24 protein-coding genes and 1 riboswitch are annotated in these 21,192 nt (G+C 71.4%); of the genes, 12 read left to right on the plus strand and 12 right to left on the minus strand.

Going from position 1 to position 21,192, the window contains the following annotated elements; translation table 11 throughout:
- The first annotated feature begins 164 nt into the window (after positions 1-164).
- On the plus strand, positions 165-536 hold the full coding sequence (locus tag CRYAR_RS41440) for a hypothetical protein (RefSeq protein WP_035859176.1): 372 nt from the start codon (positions 165-167) through the stop codon (positions 534-536).
- Here the strand turns inward: CRYAR_RS41440 and CRYAR_RS41445 are convergent.
- On the minus strand, positions 523-1,797 hold the full coding sequence (locus CRYAR_RS41445; RefSeq protein ID WP_035859178.1) for a DUF1479 domain-containing protein: 1,275 nt from the start codon (positions 1,795-1,797) through the stop codon (positions 523-525). The genes CRYAR_RS41440 and CRYAR_RS41445 overlap by 14 nt on opposite strands.
- Positions 1,798-1,893: 96 nt before the next feature.
- On the opposite strand from CRYAR_RS41445, the gene CRYAR_RS41450 reads away from it, so the two are divergent.
- The gene (locus CRYAR_RS41450) at positions 1,894-3,174 is read left to right on the plus strand and encodes an ROK family protein (RefSeq protein WP_035869971.1); all 1,281 of its coding nucleotides are present in this window, start codon (positions 1,894-1,896) and stop codon (positions 3,172-3,174) included.
- Here CRYAR_RS41450 and CRYAR_RS41455 read toward each other — a convergent pair.
- Together CRYAR_RS41455 and CRYAR_RS41460 are read right to left on the minus strand one after the other, a co-directional pair.
- Positions 3,158-3,472 carry a DMT family transporter gene (locus CRYAR_RS41455; protein WP_035859181.1) on the minus strand — a complete coding sequence of 105 codons (315 nt, stop codon included), beginning with the start codon at positions 3,470-3,472 and terminating at the stop codon, positions 3,158-3,160. The genes CRYAR_RS41450 and CRYAR_RS41455 overlap by 17 nt on opposite strands.
- Positions 3,473-3,486: 14 nt before the next feature.
- A riboswitch (guanidine-III (ykkC-III) riboswitch) is annotated at positions 3,487-3,555 on the minus strand.
- 18 nt (positions 3,556-3,573) lie between these two features.
- On the minus strand, positions 3,574-4,023 hold the full coding sequence (locus CRYAR_RS41460) for a MarR family transcriptional regulator (RefSeq protein ID WP_035859186.1): 450 nt from the start codon (positions 4,021-4,023) through the stop codon (positions 3,574-3,576).
- Positions 4,024-4,083: 60 nt separating this feature from the next.
- On the opposite strand from CRYAR_RS41460, the gene CRYAR_RS41465 reads away from it, so the two are divergent.
- On the plus strand, positions 4,084-4,470 hold the full coding sequence (locus CRYAR_RS41465) for a tautomerase family protein (protein WP_035859189.1): 387 nt from the start codon (positions 4,084-4,086) through the stop codon (positions 4,468-4,470).
- On the opposite strand, the gene CRYAR_RS41470 is transcribed toward CRYAR_RS41465, so the two are convergent.
- The 6 genes from CRYAR_RS41470 to CRYAR_RS41495 all read right to left on the minus strand — a co-directional run bounded on the left by CRYAR_RS41470 (position 4,460) and on the right by CRYAR_RS41495 (position 10,138).
- Positions 4,460-4,981 carry a mycothiol transferase gene (locus tag CRYAR_RS41470; protein ID WP_157018503.1) on the minus strand — a complete coding sequence of 174 codons (522 nt, stop codon included), beginning with the start codon at positions 4,979-4,981 and terminating at the stop codon, positions 4,460-4,462. The genes CRYAR_RS41465 and CRYAR_RS41470 overlap by 11 nt on opposite strands.
- Entirely contained in the window at positions 4,981-5,712 is a 732-nt protein-coding gene (locus CRYAR_RS41475; RefSeq protein WP_051572391.1) for a VOC family protein, read from the minus strand. Before CRYAR_RS41475 ends, CRYAR_RS41470 begins: the two co-directional genes overlap by 1 nt.
- A 40-nt stretch (positions 5,713-5,752) precedes the next feature.
- Positions 5,753-7,474 (minus strand): GAF domain-containing SpoIIE family protein phosphatase, encoded by a 1,722-nt coding sequence (locus tag CRYAR_RS41480; protein ID WP_035859196.1) that lies wholly within the window; start codon positions 7,472-7,474, stop codon positions 5,753-5,755.
- Positions 7,475-7,514: 40 nt separating this feature from the next.
- A complete protein-coding gene (locus CRYAR_RS41485) occupies positions 7,515-8,672 on the minus strand; it encodes a serine hydrolase domain-containing protein (protein WP_035859199.1) in 1,158 nt (385 codons plus the stop codon).
- 63 nt (positions 8,673-8,735) lie between these two features.
- Positions 8,736-9,668 carry a PDR/VanB family oxidoreductase gene (locus CRYAR_RS41490; protein WP_035859202.1) on the minus strand — a complete coding sequence of 311 codons (933 nt, stop codon included), beginning with the start codon at positions 9,666-9,668 and terminating at the stop codon, positions 8,736-8,738.
- Positions 9,669-9,670: 2 nt separating this feature from the next.
- Positions 9,671-10,138 (minus strand): MOSC domain-containing protein, encoded by a 468-nt coding sequence (locus CRYAR_RS41495; RefSeq protein WP_035859205.1) that lies wholly within the window; start codon positions 10,136-10,138, stop codon positions 9,671-9,673.
- A gap of 50 nt (positions 10,139-10,188) precedes the next feature.
- Between CRYAR_RS41495 and CRYAR_RS41500 the strand changes: the two genes are divergently transcribed.
- The 5 genes from CRYAR_RS41500 (at position 10,189) to CRYAR_RS41520 (ending at position 14,164) form a co-directional block, all read left to right on the plus strand.
- Positions 10,189-10,872: a FadR/GntR family transcriptional regulator gene (locus tag CRYAR_RS41500; RefSeq protein ID WP_051571749.1), complete on the plus strand. Its 684-nt coding sequence runs from the start codon at positions 10,189-10,191 to the stop codon at positions 10,870-10,872.
- Positions 10,873-10,998: 126 nt separating this feature from the next.
- Positions 10,999-11,928, plus strand: a complete 930-nt coding sequence (locus CRYAR_RS41505) for an acetamidase/formamidase family protein (RefSeq protein ID WP_035859208.1) — start codon at positions 10,999-11,001, stop codon at positions 11,926-11,928.
- 17 nt (positions 11,929-11,945) lie between these two features.
- On the plus strand, positions 11,946-12,401 hold the full coding sequence (locus CRYAR_RS41510; protein ID WP_051571751.1) for a DUF4396 domain-containing protein: 456 nt from the start codon (positions 11,946-11,948) through the stop codon (positions 12,399-12,401).
- A 3-nt stretch (positions 12,402-12,404) separates the two neighbouring features.
- On the plus strand, positions 12,405-13,022 hold the full coding sequence (locus CRYAR_RS41515) for a hypothetical protein (RefSeq protein ID WP_035859212.1): 618 nt from the start codon (positions 12,405-12,407) through the stop codon (positions 13,020-13,022).
- On the plus strand, positions 13,019-14,164 hold the full coding sequence (locus CRYAR_RS41520; protein ID WP_035859215.1) for a PrsW family intramembrane metalloprotease: 1,146 nt from the start codon (positions 13,019-13,021) through the stop codon (positions 14,162-14,164). The genes CRYAR_RS41515 and CRYAR_RS41520 overlap by 4 nt, the downstream gene beginning before the upstream one ends.
- Here the strand turns inward: CRYAR_RS41520 and CRYAR_RS46630 are convergent.
- Positions 14,141-15,607: an alpha/beta hydrolase fold domain-containing protein gene (locus CRYAR_RS46630; protein WP_051571753.1), complete on the minus strand. Its 1,467-nt coding sequence runs from the start codon at positions 15,605-15,607 to the stop codon at positions 14,141-14,143. The genes CRYAR_RS41520 and CRYAR_RS46630 overlap by 24 nt on opposite strands.
- A gap of 90 nt (positions 15,608-15,697) precedes the next feature.
- Between CRYAR_RS46630 and CRYAR_RS41530 the strand changes: the two genes are divergently transcribed.
- Complete coding sequence (locus CRYAR_RS41530; protein WP_035859218.1) at positions 15,698-16,402, plus strand: endonuclease/exonuclease/phosphatase family protein; 705 nt, start codon at positions 15,698-15,700, stop codon at positions 16,400-16,402.
- On the opposite strand, the gene CRYAR_RS41535 is transcribed toward CRYAR_RS41530, so the two are convergent.
- Complete coding sequence (locus CRYAR_RS41535; RefSeq protein WP_084701644.1) at positions 16,351-17,250, minus strand: serine/threonine-protein kinase; 900 nt, start codon at positions 17,248-17,250, stop codon at positions 16,351-16,353. The genes CRYAR_RS41530 and CRYAR_RS41535 overlap by 52 nt on opposite strands.
- A gap of 165 nt (positions 17,251-17,415) precedes the next feature.
- Here CRYAR_RS41535 and CRYAR_RS41540 point away from each other — a divergent pair, with 165 nt between their 5' ends.
- The 3 genes from CRYAR_RS41540 to CRYAR_RS41550 all read left to right on the plus strand — a co-directional run bounded on the left by CRYAR_RS41540 (position 17,416) and on the right by CRYAR_RS41550 (position 19,963).
- Positions 17,416-18,252, plus strand: a complete 837-nt coding sequence (locus tag CRYAR_RS41540) for an oxygenase MpaB family protein (RefSeq protein ID WP_051571756.1) — start codon at positions 17,416-17,418, stop codon at positions 18,250-18,252.
- Between the two features lie 128 nt (positions 18,253-18,380).
- Positions 18,381-18,761 carry a YciI family protein gene (locus CRYAR_RS41545; RefSeq protein ID WP_035859220.1) on the plus strand — a complete coding sequence of 127 codons (381 nt, stop codon included), beginning with the start codon at positions 18,381-18,383 and terminating at the stop codon, positions 18,759-18,761.
- On the plus strand, positions 18,758-19,963 hold the full coding sequence (locus CRYAR_RS41550; protein WP_035869991.1) for a sigma-70 family RNA polymerase sigma factor: 1,206 nt from the start codon (positions 18,758-18,760) through the stop codon (positions 19,961-19,963). The genes CRYAR_RS41545 and CRYAR_RS41550 overlap by 4 nt, the downstream gene beginning before the upstream one ends.
- On the opposite strand, the gene CRYAR_RS41555 is transcribed toward CRYAR_RS41550, so the two are convergent.
- Entirely contained in the window at positions 19,927-20,988 is a 1,062-nt protein-coding gene (locus CRYAR_RS41555) for a glycoside hydrolase family 6 protein (protein WP_051571758.1), read from the minus strand. The genes CRYAR_RS41550 and CRYAR_RS41555 overlap by 37 nt on opposite strands.
- Positions 20,989-21,192: the final 204 nt, after the last annotated feature.

A 21,192-nucleotide genomic window follows, 5' to 3' on the forward strand; every position in this document is an offset into this window, starting at 1 on the left:
GAGACCCGATCCACCTTTGGTCGCAGCGCGGTCGGGGTCGGACGTCCACATACGCCCACGCTTACGGCTTCGGTCGTCCGGTTCCGGCACTACGACCGGCTACGTAGGACGGGATACGACGGCACGCGGACGCCGCCGGACCGCGGGTCCGCCAGCGTGGACGCATGACGAAATCACGGCTTCTCCTCGGCGGCGGCCTGCTCGTGGCGTGCGTCGGCCTGGTGATCGAGTTCTTCGCCGGCGTGGTGGATTTCCCGACGATCCCGCCCGGGCCGTTCATCCTGGGCATCTCCGGGATCATCGTGTTCGCGCTCGGCCGGGCGCGGTGGCCGCTCGTCCTCGGGTTCGTCGCCGCGCTGTTCATCACCGTCGGCGGACTGATCGAAGGCTCGGTGTGGGGGCGCATCGCCGACCCGGGCGAGACCGCCGACTGGATCGGCGTGCTCCTGCAGTGGCCCGGCCAGGTGGTCGCGCTGGTCGCCGGCGCCCTGGCGATCCGGAAGGCCTACCTCCGCCGGCGACTCAGCCGGGTGTGACCGCCAGCCCGAGACCCCGGCGCCCGATGTCGGACAGGTCGTCGGCCTGGAAGCGGTTCGACCAGGACTGCTCGTAGTGCTCCTCGGGGAAGTCGCTCGGGCTCGACCCGGTGAGGAACGCGTCACGCACCTGCGCCGCGTACTGCTCGTTACGCGGGCACCACGGCGCGGCCGGGATGTACATGACGTTGCCCCAGCCCTGCTGGTTTTCCACCGGTGCGACGCTGTGGATCATGTCGCAGTGCCACCAGACCGAGTCACCGGCACCGACGTCCGGGATACCGCTGAGCGCCTCGATCAGCAGCGGGTGCCACTTCTCGCTCGCCGGGAAGACCTGGTTCACCGTGACGCCGCACATGTCGTCGTCGGGAACGTCGGAGAGCAGCGGACGCAGCATCAGGTAGGCCATCGCCGACGGGATCGGCACGGTGTGCAGCACGCCCTGGTCGTGCGCCATGTCGGAGAGGGCCGTCCAGCCCTGGAACGTGCGGAACACCGAGCACATCGTGGAGCCCGGGTACTGCGGGCCGGCGGTGCGGTACGCGGCGTCCCACGGGTCGTACTCCTCGACCGAACCGTCGAACAGGTGCCGGAACGCCTGCTGGTAGGCCCGGGTCATCCACAGGTCGAGCGTTCCGGGGTCGAGGTGCGTGCCTAGCCCGCCGGAGGTGGCGCCCGGCGGGCGGCGGCGGATCCGGTCGGGGTAGAGGGAGTCACGCTCCGGGTCGAACCACTGCGTGCCCTCGGACTCGTGCTTCCACTGGCTGTTCAGGAATTTCTGGACGTTCTGCATGCGGACGCTCTGACGCGCCTGCATCTGAGCCGGTGACCAGTAGATCGGGTAGATCTCGGGCTTCGAGCCGACGCTGCCGAAAAAGTCGTCGCCGGGGCCGCGGTAGTTCTCGAAGAACTGGTTGCTCTCCACGTAGTCGACGATGCTCCGGTCCCAGGCGAGGGCCTGTTCGCGGGGGAAGTGGCCGCGGACGACCAGGCAGCCGCGACGGCGGAGCTTCGCCAGCTCCGCCGCGGTGACCGTGCCGGCTTCGATGTCGGCGTAGTCGATCACCGGCCAGATCGTCTCGCCGCGTTCCTTGGCCGCCGTGATGTCGTCGACCTCGGCTCGCACCTGCTTCTCGACGACGGCGAAGACCTCGTCGACCGAGCGGCCGGACGCGGCGATCCGCGCGCGGAGCGCGGCTTTGACCTGGCGGGTGGCGGCGGCGAGATCGGTCGGCTGTTCTTCCCAGTGCGGCAGGGCCATGGCCGGGCTCCTTCTAGATAAGACTCCTTACTTGTATTAGACGGGTTGACCGAGTTCTAGGCAAGGGCCTTGCCTAGAATCGTCCCCGTGGATCCGATGGAGCTCGTACGTTCGGCAACCGACGAGCACGTGCTGCGGGCGCTCATGCGGCGCCGTCGGCTGACGCGCGCGGAGCTGGCGATCGAGGCGGGGATCTCGAAGCCCACCGCCGGGGAGAGCGTTCGGCGGTTGGTCCTCGCCGGGTTGATCGTGGACACCGGCGAGCGCACTCCCGGCGGCCGCGGGCGCGGGCGGGTGGGGACGTACTACGCGCTGGCCGGCGGAGTGGGCACCGCGCTGGCGGTGAGCATCGCCCCCGAGGGGGTGGTGGCCGAGCGCGTCGACGCCTACGGGGACGTGGTGGCGCGGGCCGAGCACGAGGTTGCCCGCCCGGCCCGCCCAGAATCAGTAGCCAGCGCCCTCCACCACGCCGTCACCCGCGCGATCAGCCCGGACGCCCTCGCGGCGGGTGCCGCGGATACGGCGGGAGCCGCGGATACGGCGGGAGCCGCGGATACGGCGGGAGCCGCGGATACGGCGGGAGCCGCGGATACGGCGGGAGCCGCGGATACGGCGGGAGCCGCGGATACGGCGGGAGCCGCGGATACGGCGGGAGCCGCGCATGCCACGGATGCGGCGGGTGCCGCGGGAGCACGCGCCGCGGTGCGGCTGGCGGTGGTCAGCGCGGCGGATCCGGTCGATCGGGCCACCGGGCGGATGATCCACCTTCCCGACTCCCCGTTCCTGCTCGGCGAACTCGACCCGCTCCAGGTCCTCGCCCCCCTCGTCACCGGCCCGATCGTCGTCGACAACGACGTCAACTGGGCCGCGCGGGCCGAACGGGAACGCTCCGCCGATTTCGCGTACCTGTTCCTCGGCGAGGGCCTCGGCTGCGCGATCGTCAGCGACGGCGAGGTGCGACGCGGCGCGAGCGGCCTGGCCGGGGAGGTCGCACACCTGCTCACGACCGGCCCGGACGGCCGAGCGGCCCGCTTCATCGACGTCTTCGACCCGCTCGGCCTGCGCCGCCCCGATTCGACCGCGATCGACGTCGCCCGGCTCCTCGCGGCCGGGCCGACCGTCCACACGAAGCTGGGCGAGGCGGTCAGCGGCGTGCTCGCCGCCCTCCTGGCGCTGGCCGACCCCGAGTACGTGATCATCGGCGGCCCGTGGGGCACTCACCCGGCCGTACGGGACGCGATCACCGCCGCGATCGACCGCGAACCGCGCCCCGTCCCGATACGCGCACCGAGCGTCCTCGTCGAACCGTCTCTGACCGGCGCGCGTCTGGAGGCGCTGGAACTGCTCCGCACCGCGATCGTCAGTGGAACACCTTGAGCCCGACGACACCGCAGACGACGAGCAGCAGGCACAGGATCCGCGGCACGCTCGCCGACTCACCGAGCGCCGCCATGCCCACCAGCGCGGTACCGACCGCCCCGATACCCACCCACACCGCGTAGCCGGTGCCCACCGGGATCGTCCGGAGCGCATAGCCGAGCCCGGCCATGCTGAGCAGGAGCGCCACCGCGAAGATCCCGGTCGGCCACGCGCGGCTGAATCCCGCGCTCTTCTCCAGGGCGATCGCCCACACCGTCTCCAGGACGCCGGACACGACGAGTACGAGCCAAGCCATGACAACTCACCTCAACGGCGGTCGTCTTGTCAGGCCGGGTACGACACGCATCTCGTCCGGGATCACCGCGTTTGCGGCTTCACGTAACACCGTAGCAACGTTCAGACGCCCTCGGCTGTGACTCCGGTCGCCGCTTCGTAGGCCAGGAACGTGTCGACGACCAGCCGCTGCTCCGCCGGGCTGAGTGGCGCCAACGCGGTGCGCCAGGCCGCGGCGCCCGGCTGCAGCCACGCCTCCACCGCCGGCCGCACGTCGGAGGCGATGTCGACGATGCGACGCCGCCGGTCGGTCTCGTCTTCGCGCCGGTCGAGCACGCCTTTCCGGCTCAGGTCACCGACGAGCAGGCTCACCGTCGTCGGCGCCACCTCGAGCCGGTCGGCCAGCTGGGACACCGTCTGCGGACCGTCGAGCAGCAGCAACGACAGCAGCGAAAGGTGCCGGGGAGCCAACTCGGCGGAGCGGAGCGGCTCGGGCACCGCAATCTTCTTGATGCGACCGATGACCCGCGGCATCACGAGCAGCAGCTCCCGGACGGCGTCATCCGTTGACACTGCCTCGCCTCCTAAATACCTTTGCAAGCAAAGCTAGTTTGTTCTCAAAGGAGTTTGTCGGTGCCCCACCTCCTCGTTCACGCGCTCGACCACGACCTCGACGGCCGCGAAGCCGACCTCATCGCCACGATCACCGACGCTATCGTCGCCGTGTACGGAGACTGGGCCCGAGAGCACGCGGTGGTGCAGCTGATCGGCCTCCCGGCGGGCCGCTGGGGCATCGGCGGTGAGCCGGCGGTGAACCCCGCCCCTCGAGTCACGTTCGGCATCCGCGACGGCGTGTTCAGCCGCCCGGACGCCCCGGACATCCTCGGCCGGCTCGCCGTCGGCGTCACCGACGCCCTCGTGACCGCGATCGGCGAACACGTCCGCGAGGGCACCACGATCGAATTCGTGGGTGCCCCCGACGGCCGCACGGCCATCGGGGGCGTGCTGGTCACGGACTAGGCGGGTCTTCACCGACCAGACCGTCGACGCCTTCGCGGATCAGGTCGGCGTGCCCGACGTGGCGCGCGTACTCCTCGACCAGGTCGGCGAGGACCCGGCGCAGGCTCGGCTGCGCCCCGCTGTCGGACTTCCACTTCGTCAGCTGGTCGACGCCACCCTCGGCCAACGCGGCGGCGACCGCCTCCCGGGACCGGGCGACCGCTCCCTCCCACAGCGCACGCAGGTCCTCGGGCGAGTCGTCGGCCGCCGAGCGCCACTCCCAGCCGTCACCGTCGTAGGACTCCCAGACCGCGGGGTAGTCGCCGCCGCGCAATCGCACGGTGAAGTACTGGTCTTCGACCAGCGCGAGGTGCTTGAGCAGGCCGCCGAGCGTCATCGTGGACGCACCGACGGTCGCGTTCAGGCCGGCCGCGTCGAGACCGCTGCACTTCCAGGCGAACGTGGCCCGCTGCCGGTCGAGCGAGCCGAGCCACGTCTCGGCCTCCGTCCCCGCGATCGGAGGCTCTACCATCACGGCACCGTCAGACAGAAGGGATGCCCGGCCGGGTCGGCGAACACGGTGAAGCCGTTGGCGTCCCGGTTCACCAGCGTCGCGCCCAGCTCGACGACCCTCGGCTCGGCCTCGGCCACGCTCTCCACCGCGATGTCGAGGTGGGCCTGCTGGGGATGCTGCGGATCCGGCCACTGCGGCGGCGTGAAGTCGGCGACCGGCTGGAACATGACGTTGTACTCGACGCCGCGGTGCCCGGCGCCGGTGATCTGCGCGCCGTACTCCCCGTCGTAGGTGACCTCCATGCCGGTGACCGCGGCGTAGAAGGCAGCGAGCGCGGACGCGTCGGGTGCGTCGATCGTCACCGCGTAGAGGTCCATCGCGGGGCCCACTCCGTCGCGCTGACAGATGTCGAACGGGTGCCCGGCCGGATCGGCGATCGTGATCCACGTCGCGCCGTCGGCCAGGTGCGTCGCCCCCAGCTCGACCGCCCGTTTCGCGGCCTGCTCGTACCCGTCGACGAGCAGGTCGAGATGGAACTGCTGCGGACGCTCCTGGCCGGGCCACTGCGGCGGCACGTGGTCGGGCGCCCGCTGAAAGGCGACCTCTTTGTCTTCGGGAGTCCGCATCGCGACCCAGTCGGAATCGGTGCGGACGACCCGCCAGCCGGCGAGTTCCTCGTAGAACGACGCGAGCTTGCCGATGTCAGGCGCGTCGAAGGCGATTACTTCCAGACGTCCCACTCCAGTCATGCCCGCCATCCTGCACTCCCCCACTGACAGAACAAGTCAGCTATGTATCGGGCGTAGCGACCAACAGCAGGGCGACGTCGTCGTGGCCCTGCGCCACGGCCGTCTCGATCAGGAGGTCAGCGAGTTCCTCCAGGGGCGTGTCCACGTGCCTGGTCAGCATCTCGCCGAGACGCTCCAACCCCAGGTCCACCGGCATCGTCCGGCTCTCCACCAACCCGTCGGTGTGCAGCAGCAGGCGTGACCCCGCCGGCAGCCTCGCCGAGTGGTCCCGCCGGGCCAGATCCCGGCCGAGCCCGATCAGCGGATCCGTTCCGGACAGCATCCGCGCCGTCCCCGACGAAACGTGCGTCGGCGGCGGGTGCCCGGCGTTCGACCAGGTCAGGTCGTACCCACCGGTCGGGGCGGGGTCCAGGTACGCGAGCAGGACGGTCGCCAGCCCGGAGGTGCCGAGCGCCATCCCGGTGCGCTCCAGCCTCCGCAGTACCCACGAGGGCGACTCCTGCCGGTCGACGATGAGCGTCCGCAACGTGCTGCGGTACTGGCTCATCGTCGCGGCCGCCTCCACGCTGTGCCCCACGACGTCGCCGATGACCAGCGCGAGCCGTCCACCGTCGAACGCGATCGCGTCGTACCAGTCGCCGCCGACGTGGTTCTCGTGGTGCGCCGGGGCGTACCGCGCCGCCATCTGTACCGGCTCGCACCGCGGTAGCGGGGTGAGCAGCGCTTTCTGCATCGTCGCGGCCGCGGTGCGCCGGTCGTCGAGCACTCCGGCCCTGGTCACGGCGTGGGCCACGTAGCCGGCGAGGGCGCCGAGCATCGCCTGCTGATCGGCGTTCAGGTCGAACGGCCTCTTCCAGACGAACGTCAGCGAGCCGATCGGGCCACGCGGACCCGGAAGGGGCCAGCTCGCCGCGGCCTGCCAGCCGAGCTCGTGGAACGTCGACAGGGCGTCCGGAGTCCGGGCCGCCACCGCGGCGAGGTCGGGCAGCAGCACCACCTCACCGGTGCTCGCGGCCAGCGCCGACGGCGTCCGCACGTCCTCGCTGTAGCGCGACCACCGCTCACCCAGGTGCGAGGGCAGATACTGGGCCGACGCCAGCACCACCTCCCGCCCGGGCGCCAGCTCCGAGATCCCCACGTACGCGGGGTCGAGCATCGTCGTGACCAGCTCGTGCACCGTCGTCGCGACGTCGTCGAGCGTCGTCGTGGCCGCCAGCGCGGACGCGGCGCTCAGCAGCAGCCGGCTCCGGGCGAACGACGCGGCGACGTCGTGCGACGCGATCCGCAGCCGGAGACTGTCGGAACACGCGGCCGCCAGGTCCCGGAGCAGCGAGAGCTCCCGCTCGGTCCAGTCGCGCGGGACCTGGTCGATCGCGCACAGCGACCCCAGCACCTGACCTTCGGCGTCGGTGAGCGGCATCCCGGCGTATCCGATGACGCCCAGATCCTCGATGGCGAGGTTGTCCTGCACCCGCGGGTCCTTGCGGGCGTCGACGACGACGAGCGGCGACGCGCTGGCGACCACGTGCTGGCAGAACGAGTGGCTCAGCGGCGTCTCGCGATCCTGCGCCCAGGGGTCGGCGAGCCCGCACGCGCCCGGGAAGATCTGCCGATCGGCAGTGACCAGCGAGACCAGCGAGACCGGAACGTTGAGCACGGTGCGGACCATCTCGGCGAACCGGTCGAACATCGCATCGGAAGCGGCGTCCAGCCCGGTTCGGCCCAGGGCGTCCAGCCGCCGCCCGGACGAGAGCTCACTCACCGGGGTGACGTATCGCTGAGCAGCGGAATCGTTCGTGGGGTCACCGATCGAGCGCCGCCCAGAAGTCCCGATACAGGCTCGACTGGACCGGCATGCCCGTCCGTTGCGTCAGCAGTATCCCGATCGTCTCCGACGCCGGATCGACCCAGCACGAGGTTCCCAGCCCGCCGTCCCAGCCGAACCGTCCGGACGGGGTCACCGCCAGCCCGAAGCCCCAGCCGTGGTCGGGGAAGAAGTTCGGGAAGAAGCGGGCACCGGCCCGCGCCGCCGGCGACAACTGGTCCGTCGTCATCGCGGCCACCGAACGCCGGGTCAGCAGCCAGTCCCCACCCGCGCGCCCGCCGTGCCGCAGCAGTCGCGCGAACGCCAGCAGGTCGTCGGCCGTGGATACCAGCCCACCCGCAGCCGACGGGTAGGTCGGTCGCTCCCGCCATTCGCTCCCCCACGACCCCGGATCGTAGACGTCCAGCTCCCCGCCGCGCGGATCGCGCGTGTACGCGGGCGGCAACCGGTCGAGCTTCTCCGCCGGCACGGCGAAGCCGGTGTCCACCATCCCGAGCGGGTCGAACACCCGCTCCCGCAGCACCGCGTCCAACGTTTGTCCCGACGCCCGGGACAGGAGAATTCCCAGCACGTCCGCCCCGATGCTGTACATCCAGCCCTCGCCGGGGTGGTGCACGAGCGGGAGCTCACCGAGCCGCCGGAGCCATTCGTCCGGGCTGTCGGAGTGCTCGGGAATCGGCGGGCCGTTCATGACCCGGAGCTCGTTCGCCGCCCGGCGCAGCGGCGCGTCCCCAGCTCCGAAGAACAGGCCGAAACCCCACGTGTTGGTCAGCAGGTGACGCAACGTGATCGGCGTCTTCGCCGGCTCGGTGTCGTCGAGCTCGGCGGTGAACGAACGCAGCACCCGCCGGGAGGCGAGTTCGGGTAGCCAGAGATCCACCGGATCGTCGAGGCCCAGCCGGTCCTCCTCGGCCAGCATCAACGCGGCCACGGCGACGATCGGCACGGTCAGCGCGCCGATCCGGAAGATCGTGTCGCGACGCAGCGGCGTCCGACCCTCGACGTCCGCGGTGCCGGCCACGTCGACGGTCACCTCGTCACCGCGGCTCACCAGCGCGAGCGCGCCCGGAGCCCGCCCAGCCGCGACGTACGCGGCGAGCACGTCGGGCACTTGGATCGTCGTTACCTCCGCCATACGAGACAGCTTCTCAGTTGATCGCCCGATCGCTCACCCCAGTTCGGCGGCGAACCACGAGCGTCACAGCAGCAGACGGAGGGGGCCGTCGCCGCGGGACACGCACGCGAGCATCGACGACCCGCGCTGGGACGCCGAGAGCACCAGGTCCCGGTGGATCGGCGTCCCGGCCACGACCCCCACCCGGCACGAACGGCACAGGCCTCCCTCGCAGGAGCTGTCGACGGTGATCCCGGCCTCGCGCAGGACGTCGAGCAACGTGCGGTCGCCCGGGACGTGCAGGGTTCTGCGGCTGGCCACGAGCTCGACGTCGAACGGCTCACCCCGTTCCGGGGCGGCCCCGACGAACCGCTCCCGGTGGACCGTGCCCTCCGGCCAGTGCGTGGTCGCGGCGTCGACGGCATCACCGAGCGACGCCGGTCCGCAGCAGTACACGTGGTCGCCCGGAGCGCGCTCGGCCAGCAGAGCCGACACGTCGAGCCGCCGTCCCCGGTCGGAGGGGTAGACGGTGACCACGTCCGCGAGCTCCTGGACCTCGGCCAGGAACGCCGCGCGGCGTAGCGTCGACATGCAGTAGTGCAGTTCGGTCCGGGTTCCGGGCGGACGGTCGCGGAGCATGCCGAGGATCGGCGTGATCCCGATCCCGCCCGCGATCAGCACGTGCCGGGACGCGTCGGGAGCGAGCGCGAAGTCGTCCTGCGGGTGGGTCAGGTAGAACTCGTCCCCGACCGCGGCCGCGGTGTGCAGGTACTCGGAGCCGCCGCGGCTCTCGGGTTCCCGCTGCACCGCTACCCGGTACGCCCCGCGGTCCGACGGATCGCCGCAGAGCGAGTAGCTACGCCGGACGCCGTCCGGCAGCCGCACGATCACGTGGGCGCCCCCGCGCCACCGGGGCAGCTCGGACCTCGTCACCGGCACGAACGTCAGCGAGCGGATTCCGTCCGCCTCGTCCCGGACGTCGGCCAGGCGCACCTTCATCAACAGTTTCGGCGCCATGGTCAGACCGGCTCGACGACGTCGCCGGGGCGGACGACGCCGCCGGTGACGATCCGGCAGTTCAGGCCCGACCGATTGATCAGCGGTGTGAACACCGGCTTGTCGAGCAGGTCCTCCAGGTACGTGCACGGGACGTTGAGCCGCCCGGCGTAGAGCACGACCTCGCCGACCCGGAACTGCCTGCCGATCAGGTGGTTGAGCGGGACGTCCCGGGTCAACAGGTTCCGGCGGGTCTCCTCCGGACGCAACGTCAGCTGGTGGTCCCGCTCCAGCGCGTCGAGCGTCTCCTGCTCGATGAGGGTGACCTGCCGATCTTCGTGCGGGAGGTAGGAGTAGTGGCCGCGCCCGGTCGCGTACCGGTCGCCCTCGATGCCGACGCCGGCCAGCAGCCGCGCTTCGGTGCGCTCGGTCATCTCCACCGAAGCCATCTCGGCGGTGTAGATCGCCAGCAGCGTGCCGTGCCAGCTCATCTCGGATCTCCTCGGCGGTCGGGCGAAGGACGCTGTCGTAACCTTGCGACGTGACCGAGGACCGGCAGATCGCGATGCCCACGCGCCGCCTCCTCGTCGATCAGGTCATCGCGAGCCTGCGTGAACTCGTCGAACACGAAGGGCTCTCGGTCGGCGACCGCATGCCGAGCGAACCGCAGCTCGCCGAGCGGCTCGGGGTGGGACGCTCCACGCTGCGGGAGGCGATCCGCGCGCTCTCGCACACCGGCCTGCTGGAGACCCGGCAAGGTCGTGGCACGTTCGTCGCGCAGGATCCGGGGCTCCCGGCGCGGCTGGCCGCGGCCCGGGTACCGGAGGTGTTCGAGGTGCGCCGGGCCCTCGAGGTGCTGATCGCCCAGCTGGCCGCCGCCCGGCGCACCAGCCGGCACGTCGAGCGCCTGCGTAGCGCGCTGGCGGACTGCCGTCGGCACGCCGAGACCGGCGACATCCCGGCGTTCATCGCGGCCGATTCGATGTTCCACCAGGTCACGGCCGAGGCGACAGGCAACTCGGTACTCGTCGAGATGTACGGGGCGCTCCGTCCGCCGCTGGAGGGGGCGCTCGGCGTGGTGGCCGACATCGTCGTTCCCCAGCAGGCGAACGACCGGCACGAGGTGCTGCTCGACGCGATCGAGGCCGGCGACGCCGACGCGGCGGTCGCGGCCACGACCGCTCACCTCGACGAGACCGTCGCGCTCTTCGCCCAGGAGTGTTGACCCCACGTTCGTCCCCCCCGTCCGTCGAGACATCAGGTCATCAGACAAGTTACCCCATTGACAGTGGGAGAACAGGGCGCGGACACTCTCCAGTCATCTGATGACCTGCTGACCCGGGAGTCGCGTATGGCCGTCCACGAGCTCACCGGCCCACCGCACCGACTCTGGTCCACCACTCACGAGCCCGCCCTCACGGTCGCCGACGGCGATTCCGTGCGGTTCTTCATCCAGGAAGCCCTCGGCGGCCAGTTCGACGAGTTGCACACCGGCGATTCGGTGCCCGACCTCGACTGGGACGCGGTCTACCCGATGGCGGGGCCGATCGTCGTCGCCGGCGCCGAACCCGGCGACGTGCTCGAGATCGAAGTCGTCGACGTCACCCCGGTCGACTGGGGCTGGACGGCGATCGTGCCGGGGCTCGGCCTGCTCGCCGACGACTTCCCGGACTCCGCGTTCCACCGCTGGGACCTGTCGTCCGGTACCCACGCCGATTTCCTGGGGGCCGCCCGGATCCCGATCCGGCCGTTCCTCGGCGTCATGGGCGTCTGCCCGGACGTCGTGGAGCCCCAGCCGGTCCTCCCGCCCGGTCACTTCGGCGGCAACCTCGACTGCCGGGACCTGGTCGCCGGTTCGAAGCTCTACCTGCCGGTGCAGACGCCGGGAGCGCGGCTCGCCCTGGCCGATTCGCACGCCGCTCAGGGTGACGGCGAGGTCTGCGTCAGCGCCATCGAGGCATCGGCGCACGGTGAGGTCCGCCTGCGTCTGCACAAAGGTCGCACGATCTCCGGCCCGCAGCTGCGCACACCCGGGCCGCTGCGCGCCGGGCTCGAGGACGCCGGCTGGTTCGCGACGACGGGTGTCGGTCCCGACCTCATGGCCGCCGCGCAGGACGCGGTCCGGGCGATGATCGACCACCTCGGGCACGAGTACGGGCTGGGCCCGGTCGACGCCTACCTGCTGTGCAGCGTCGCCGTCGACCTCAAGATCACCGAGGTCGTCGACGCTCCGAACTGGGTGGTCGGCGCCTACCTGCCGGTGGGGATCATGACCGGCTGAGGGTACCCCCAGGGGGTATGCTGGGCGCCATGGAGACCAATGGTTGGCGCCCGGCGTTACAGGCCACGCTGCACTGCCTCACCGGCTGCGCGATCGGCGAAGTGCTCGGAATGGTCATCGGAACCTCGCTGGGCTGGCACAACGCGGCCACGGTCGTGCTGTCGATCGCACTGGCGTTCGTCTTCGGGTACGCGCTGACGATGCGCGGTGTCCTCGCGGCCGGGGTGTCGTTCCGGCAAGCCCTGAGCGTCGCCCTCGCCGCCGACACGGTCTCCATCGCGGTCATGGAGATCGTCGACAACGGCATCGTGCTCGCGGTGCCCGGCGCGATGGATGCCGGGCTCGGCAGCCCGCTGTTCTGGGGCTCTCTGCTGGTCGCGCTGCTCATCGCCTTCGTGGTGACCACTCCGGTCAACCGCTGGATGATCGGCCGGGGCCGGGGTCACGCCGTGGTTCACCAGTACCATCACTGACTCGTGAACACGAGTCCGCCCGAGGGATGGGTACCGGTCGAACACCGGTTCCTCGGCCTCGATCGCCGTCAGTTCCGTCCCGCCCTGTTCGTCCTCGTCGTAGGCCTGGTGCTGATCTACGGGTTCCAGGGCCTCAACGCTCTGATCCCCTGGGACAACCCCACGAAGGCCGGTGACGTCCTCGCGCTCGGCAACGGCGCCACCGTCGTTCCGCCGGTCGGGTGGCAGCTCGAGGACGGCACGCTCGTCGGCGACGGGCCCGGCAGCACGGACGTCACGCTGGTCAAGGGCGGAGCGACGATCCACCTGCAGGGCGGCGCGTTCACCGGTACCGCGACCGCGTTCCTCGACCAGGTCCGCCGGGTCGAGGAGCGCGCTCCGGCCGTCACCGGCCCACGAGCGTCGTTCACCACCGACGCCGGCCTGGTCGGCGTCGTCCAGACCGAGAGCGGTCCGCGCGGCGAAGGGCTCGACGCGGCCTTCAAGCTGGCCGCTGGTGCCGCCGCCGACACCGCGCCGGCGCTGCTCGTCGAGGTGGCCGCGGCGCCCGGCGAATTCGAGCAGGACCAGGACGAGATCGGCGCGTTCCTGCGCAGCATCAAGCCGGAGGAGCGGGCATGACGGCCAAGGACGCCCAGCTCGACGCCATCGAGCAGTCCGGCTGGGGCGTCCCGTACCGGTTCTTCCAGCCGCACAACCCGGTGTTCTGGGTCTATCTGTTCGGACTCGGCGCGGGCGCCGTCACGATGGTGAAGTTCTTCGGTCCGGCCTTCGGTCCGTACGGGCTGGCCCTCACCAGCGGAATCGTGCTGTTCGGCGGCTATCTGGTGCCGTGGCTGCTGCTGTTGCGCCACCACAACCGCTACACCGCCCAGCCCGCCGGCCTGCTGCTCACCGCGTTCTTCTGGGGCGGCATCGCGGCGCCGTTCTGGATCGCGCTCCCCGCCAACGGCGCGCTGCTGGAGATCTGGTCGAAGCTCCTCGGCCCCGACGGCGCCGGCGACTGGGGCGCCGGGCTGACCGCGCCGATCAACGAGGAGTGGGGCAAGGCGCTCGGCTTGATCGTGCTGATCGGCCTCGCGCCCCGGCTGGTGCGCAGCGCCTACGACGGGTTCATCATCGGCGCCTACGTCGGCCTCGGGTTCCAGGTCTTCGAGGACGTGCTCTACGTCTACAACAACGCCCAGGCGACGTTCGGCACCGACCAACTGGGCTCGACGCTGCAGATCCTGGCGATCCGGGGCGCGGCGGGGATCGTCTCGCACACGCTGTTCAGCGCGATCTTCTGCGCCGGCGTGATGTGGATCCTGGGCCGGACGCCCGGCGACCGCAACGTCGTCCGCGGTGTGCTGACCTGCCTGGTGGCGATGTTCTTCCACTTCAGTTGGGACGACGCCGGTGGCTTGTCGTTCGGCAACCCGATCGTGGCGGCCGCGCTGCCCTGGCTGGTGCTGGTGCCGATCGAGTTGGCCGTGCTGTTCTACGTCCTGCGGCGCGCCGCACGCACCGAACGCGGCTGGACCAGGGACCTGCTCGGCCCCGAGGTCGAATCCGGTGTCGTCGACGCGGATCTGCTCACCGCGGTCAGCGGCCTGCGCCGGGACCGGAAGCGCTACCGCAAACAGGTGCGAGGGGGTCGGCATCTCGTCGAGGCGGTCGGCGACCTCGCCCACGAGCTCGCCGCCGCGCGCGGCGCGGACACGCCCCGGGTGGAGCATGCCCGCGCCGAGGTGCTGCGGCTACGAACCCAGGTACGGGCGTAGGACGCCGGCGGCGTCCAGCTGCGCCTGCACCGAGGCCTGCACGTCGGCGCCGAGGCCGAAGAACGCGTGCGGCACGCCGGTGTAGCGGCTCAGCGTCGTCGGCACACCGGCCTCGGCCAGCCGCGCCGCGAACAACTCACCCTGGTCGCGCAGCGGGTCGCGCTCAGCGGTGACGACATGCGTCGGCGGCATCGCGGCAAGCATCTCGGCCGGCGCCTCCAGCAGCGCGAACCGCGGGTCGAGCGCGTCGGCGGGGTCGGCGAAGAAGTGCGTGAGGAACCAGTCCAGCGTGGGCCGGTCCAGCAGCGCCGCGTCGGCCGAGTCGTACATCGACGGGGTGTCCTGGGTGGCGGTGGTCAGGGGCGTGAGCAGCAACTGGGCCACCGGCTTCGGTTCGCTCGCCGCCGCCGCCGACGCCACCAGGTTGGCGCCCATGGACTCGCCCGCCGCGATCACCCGGGCCGGGTCACCGCCGAGCTCGCCCGCGTTGACGAGCACCCACTCCAGTACCGCCCGGACGTCGTCGTGCCCGGCCGGGAACGGGTGCTCCGGCGCGAGCCGGTAGTCGACGCTGACCACGAGGCAGTCCAGTTGATCGCAGAGCGCCTGCGCGGACGTGTTCGCCGCCGCGCCCACCACACCGCCGCCGCCGTGCGCGAACACGACGACCGGGAGCACGGTCTCCACCCCGGCCGGCCGGAACAGCAGCGTCGGCACGCCGGCGATCGTCCGCCGCTCGGCCGGATCGGGCGCCGCCACCGAGACCGCGTTGCGGAACGTCGGCTGTTCGCGGGCCTCTTCGGGCGTGAGCGTGTCGAGCGGGCGCGGCTGGAGGTTCGCGAAGGCGTCGACGACCCGCTGAGCGTCGTGGTCGAGCAGGCCGGACGCGTCGGTGGCCAGCCGCTCGACCCGGCCGGACGACCGGTCGAGCAATCCGTCGATCACCGAGGTGACCGCCGCGACGATCTTCGAGGCCCCCGGCGACGTCGGTGCGTCGGGGTGCGCGTGGCTGGGGGCGTGGCGGCGGGCCGCCAGGTAATCGTCGCCGAGCGCGCGCAGGTTCGCACCGGACGCGCGCAGCGCGGGAAGCAGGTCACCCTCGACCTCGGCGGCGTGCAGCCGCGTGCCTTCGATCAGCCGCAGCAGCGCCTGCTCGAACTCGGCCTCTCCGGGCTCGGCGGCCTCGATCACGGCCAGCCGTTCCTTGGCCGAGTGCTGGGCGCTCATCGCGTCGTCGACCGCGGCGTGCTCCTTGAACGCCGGGAAGACGACCTGCTCCAGCCCTGCCGAGAGCGACGTGTAGCGGTGCACCAGCTGATCGGCGAGCGTCCGCCGGTCGCCGGCGACGTTCTCCAGGTGGTCGAGCAGGCGAAGCACAACGGCGAAGTCGTCGGCGACCGCCCGGTCGACGTCACCGGGGAGCGTGGGGTAGGGCAGAGCCATCGCTTCCTCTCCTGATGCAAGGGGTTGACGCTTCGCTACCCGTTCCGACCACCAAACATGTGTCGCCCATCTACGGGGTAAGCGCTCGGTATGGCTTCCGTGGTCGTGGCGACGTTCAACATCCAGCACGGGCGGACCGAGGCGGGCGCCGTCGAGCCCGGTCTGCTCGGCAAGGCATGCGCCGAGCTCGGCGCCTCGGTGATCGCACTGCAGGAGGTCGACCGGTGCACGACCCGGTCGGGCGGCACCGATCTCACCGCGCTCGCCGCCGAGGAGACCGGCATGCAGTCGTGCTTCGGCGCCGCGATGGAGATGGAGGGCGGCGAGTACGGCAACGCGCTGCTCGTCGACGGTGACCTGGGTGATCGTGAGGTCGTGCTGCTGCCGCAGACGTCTCGCTACGAGGGCGCGGAGCAGCGCGTCGCGATCCTGGCGCACGTGCACGCGGCCGGTGAGACGTTCTCGGTCGGCGTCACCCACCTGGACTTCCGGCCGGCGCTGGCCGAGATCCAGCTCGCGGCCGTCATCGACGTCCTGCGTCGCCGCCCCGGCCCGCACCTGCTGATGGGAGACCTGAACCTGCCGCCGTCGGTGGTGGTTCCGGCCGTGGAGGCGGCGGGCTGGAGCGCGACGGCGGGGCTCGAGACCTTCCCGCTGCGCCACCCCGACCGCACGATCGACTACGTGATCACGCAGGGGTTCACGGTGGAGTCACTGCGTACGCAGATCCTGCCGGTGGGTGATCACCGGGCGCTGGTGGCGACCGTGACGCCGAGCGGTGCCGCCCCGGAGTGACCACGGCGGCGGAAGCAGGTCCGCCGGGGCGGCAACCGCAGCGCGGCCTGGACCTGTTCCAGCGTCGGGCGGTCGGCCGGTTGCCGCGCCATCATCCGCAGCAGCATCGCCCCGAGCGAGCCGGCTCGTCTCGGCCGCCGGGGCGACTCGAACTGCGGCGCCATCAGCGTGGCCCAGGCGTCGTCGCCGCTGAACGCGTGCTCGCCCTCGACCGCGTAGTACAGCGTCGCGCCGAGCCCGAAGACGTCGACGCCGGGCTCGGGCGGATCGCCGCGCACCTGCTCGGGCGCCGCGTAACCGGCGCTGCCCTTGGCCGCGCGGGAGATGATCGCGAGGTCGTCCCCGACGGTGGCCGGCGCCTCGTCGGCCGGTACGCAGCTACGGGGCTGCGCGATGCCGAAGTCGACGAGCCACGGGTGGTCGTCCCGGGCGAGCATCACGTTCGACGGCTTCACGTCGCGGTGAACGATCCCCTGCCCGTGCGCGGCGTCGAGGGCCGACGCGAGGCTCACGCCGATCCGGGCGACAGCGTCGGGCTCGAGCGGCCCGTCGCTCTGCACCCGCTGCTGGAGCGTCGGGCCCTCGATGGCCAGCATCACGATCCACGGCCGACTGCGGTACTCCACCACGTCGTACACCGGGACGATGTGGGTGTGGTTGAGCGCGGCCGCGGCCCGCGCCTCCTGGAAGGCCGCCGCGGTCAGCTTGGTCGCGCCGGTCGCCGCCAGGCGGATCTCCTTGATCGCCACCGGCCGGCCAAGCACCTGGTCCCGGCCGAGCCAGACGGCCCCCATACCGCCGGCGCCCAGCTCTTTCTGCAATTCGTACCGTCCTGCGATGAGCCGCATCGGCTTCCCCCACCGGATACCAGGGCCCGCTCTTGTCGCTAATCAACGGTAAACGGCGTCGGCCAATGCACCAGGACCCGAATGTGGAGTTCACGCTGCTACTAGATTGTTTTAAAGAACGGCATTTCGGCAGTTGATTCGCGTCACTCGAGTCACGGAGGTCCCATGGCGCTACCGGAGCCGTTCGGACCCGACTCGCTGATCTGGCAGCACTTCGGCTCCCGGCTCGGGTACCTGCACGGCGCCGCCTACGGCATCCTGCAGAACATGTACCCGGCGCTCGGCGCCGGCGTCACGCAGCACTCCGACGTCTACGACGACCCCTGGGACCGGCTGATCCGGTCGCTGCCGCAGATCCTCGGCGTGGTGTACGACGGGCCGGAGGCGCACGCCACCGCCGAGCGAATCCGCCGCTACCACGAACCGATCGGCGGCCTCGACGACCAGGGTCGGCGCTATCACGCGCTCGACCCCGACACCTATTACTGGGCTCACGCCACGTTCGTGCGGGCGATCTTCTTCGGCATCGAGATCGGCGGCACGATCCTGACTCCGGAACAGAAAGAACAGCTCTATCGCGAATCCGTCGACTGGTACGCGATGTACGGACTCACCATGCGCCCGGTGCCGGCTGATTACGCAGCGTTCTTCGAATACTGGGATCGGACGTGCGCTTCGGTCTTGGAGCCGACGCCGGCCGCGCTCCGCTTGCTCGCGCTGTTCGACCACTTCGGGGACGTGACCTACCCCGGCGTGCCGCGGTGGATCTGGCGCCTGGGCGCGCCGCTGATCGCCCCACCGCTGCGGTGGCTCAACTACGGTGTGTTCCCGCCGGTCGTCCGGGAGAAGCTCGGCATCACCTGGACCGCGCGCGACCAGCGTCGGTTCGAACGCGTGATGCGGACGATGAGCGTGGTGTGGTCGCGGATGCCGCCGCGGATCCGGTGGATCTCCCGGGCGTACGCGGCGATGTCACGCGAGCGGCAGACGGTGCTGAAGTAGGCCGTCGCCCTCCATCGTGTTCCGGGGTCCGGCGCGCGCATCACCGACATGAACCGCGTGTGGGTGAGACTGTCGATTCCGCGCTGCCTCGTTCGTACAGCGGGCAACTACTCGGATCGGAGGCCACCATGCCGCAGTACTTGCTCAGCGTGTACCAGCCCCAGGGCACCCCGCCGGAGCCCGACGCCCTCGCGGCGATCATGGAGCGCGTCACGCAGAACGAACAGGAAATGAAGGACGCGGGCGTCTGGCTGTTCTCCGGGGGGCTGGAGGCCCAGGAGACCGCGACCGTGGTTCGGGCGACCGGCGGGCTGCAGCCCGACGGGACGCTCGGCAATGACGACGTGCTCGTGACCGACGGCCCGTTCGTCGAGGCCAAGGAGTACCTCGGCGGTCTCACGATCATCGAGTGCGACGACCTCGACGAGGCGCTGCGCTGGGGACGACGCACCACGCTCGCGACCGGGCTCCCGATCGAAGTCCGGCCGTTCTACTGGGCGAAGTCCTGACCGAGGACAGCCTCTCGGCGATTTTCCGCGCCGAGTACGGCCGCGCGGTGTCGGTGTTGGTCCGCGTCTGCGGCGACATCGACACCGCCGAGGAGTGCGTCCAGGACGCGTTCGCGGCCGCGGTGCACCGTTGGCCGTCCGAGGGGGTGCCGCCGAGCCCCGCCGGCTGGCTCATCACGACCGCCCGGAACCGGGCCATCGACCGGGCCCGCCGGGAAAGTACCCGGGACGCCCGGCACGCCGAGGCCGCCCAGCTCCACCAGACCGAACCGCCGGAGGAGGTGGGCCCCGTGCAGGACGACCGGCTCCGACTCGTCTTCACCTGTTGTCACCCGGCGCTCGCCCCCGCCGCGCAGGTCGCGCTCACCCTGCGACTGCTCGGTGGCCTCACCACGCCCGAGATCGCGCGGGCGTTCCTGGTGCCCGAAGCGACGATGGCCGCCCGCATCACCCGGGCCAAGAAGAAGATCGCGGCGGCCCGGATCCCGTACCGCGTCCCGCGCGACGCCGATCTCCCCGACCGGCTCCGCGCCGTGCTGGCCGTCGTCTACCTGGTCTTCAACGAGGGCCAGCTGACGCGGGCCGAGCTGGCCGCGGAAGCGATCCGGCTCGGCCGGCTGCTGGTCGAGCTGATGCCCGACGAACCCGAGGCGCGTGGGCTGCTGGCGCTGATGCTGCTGGCCGAGTCACGACGCGAGGCACGGATCGCCGCTGACGGGTCGCTGGTGCCGCTGACCTCGCAGGACCGTTCGCGATGGGACCGGTCGCTCGTGGACGAGGGGCGCGCGCTCGTACGTCAATGCCTGCGACGGGGGCAGCCCGGGCCGTACCAGGTGCAGGCCGCGATCAGCGCCGCCCACACCGACGGGCCGCCGCCGGACTGGGCCCAGATCCGCCAGCTCTACGACCTGCTGCTGACGATGACGCCGACGCCGGTCGTCGCGCTGAATCGGGCGGTGGCCATCGCCGAGCTGGACGGGCCAGCGGCCGCGCTGGCGCTCGTCGAGGAGTTGCCGCTCGAGAACTACTACCTCTTCCACGCGGTGCGCGCCGATCTGCTCCGTCGGCTCGACCGGGCTCCGGAAGCGATCGCCGCTTACGAAGCAGCTCTGGGCTTGACCACCAGCAACGTCGAACTCGTCTACCTGCGCCGACGCCTGGCCGACTACCAGCGGGCCCGGGAGGCCAGGCCAAGGGCGTAGGACTGCCACCAGACGCCGGCCTTGGGGGCACCGGTGCGACAGGCGCCGTCGGACAGCCCGATCGTCTTGATCCACAGCGACGCGTCGAGCAGCGGATCGCGGGTCGACGTCGTGGGGCGCGCGCCCAGCGCCCGCCCCGGCGGGTTGCACCAGCTCTGCGTACCGGTCCACGGCCCGTAACCGTTGCGGCTGACGTCGACGACGAAGTGCGCGTCGTCCGCGAGCGCCGAGACCTGCCGTCCGTACGCGAGTTCGTCGGCAGTGGCGCGGAAGTTCGCGACGTTGAGCGCGAACCCGGCCGCGCGGTCGACCCCGGCCTGCTCGAGCCGGGCCGCCATGGTCTGCGCCGGTTTGAACGCGCTGTGCCCCGCGTCGATGTAGACCGCGACACCGGACGTGTTCGTCAGCCGGGTGACCGCGTACCGCAGCAGCGCCAGCCGGGCCGCTTGCCGGGAGGTCGTGAGGCAGTCCAGGTGCGGCAGGGCGTCGGGCTCGAGAATCGCGACGACCTTGCCGCCGGCCAGCCCCGCCGCGACCTGGTCGATCCAGGACCGGTACGCGGTGTCGCTCTTCGCGCCCCCGGCCGAGTAGCCGTGGCAGTCGCGGAACGGAATGTTGTAGAGCACGACCGGCAGCAGCTTGTTGCCGCTCTTGGCCGCCTTGACCAGGGTCGTCGCCTGCGAACGCGCCTTGGCCGGGGTGAGCCAGTCACCGAGCCAGACCGCTTGCGGCTGCCCGGCGATCTTGCTGAGCAGCGCGCGGGTCGAGGTCTGCGAGCGCGGTGTCTTGGCCAGCGCGACGGCGGCCGCGGACCCCGGGGCGGTGTAGAGCGGACGGGCGCGCACGAGCATCTGCTGGGTGTCCGGGCTGGCCCCGGCCGCGGCCACGGTGAGCGGGGTGCCGGGAGCATAGAGAGAGCCCTCCAGCCTCGCCGTGGTGCGTTCCCCGGCGGTGAGCGTGGCAAGGCCGAGCGCGGTGGCAGCAAGAACCGCCACGCCGCGGTGCTGTCCGCCAAGCGTCCGCATGTGGAAATGATCGGTTGGAGGGGTGAGGTCCTGACGGTTTCGCGGCGGTGGGCTGGGGGTTTGTCGGCGCGTCAGGAGGCGGTGGGGTTTTCGACGGCGGGACAGGAGGCGGCGGGGGTCGGTCCGCTTTTGTTCTGGGCCGAGAGGGGGCGGTTGGCCGCGGGACGGGTCGCGCTCTCGTGGCGGGGCGCGGGCCTCGGGACG

It is taken from the genome of Cryptosporangium arvum DSM 44712 (genome assembly GCF_000585375.1).
Taxonomy (GTDB): Bacteria; Actinomycetota; Actinomycetes; order Mycobacteriales; family Cryptosporangiaceae; genus Cryptosporangium; species Cryptosporangium arvum.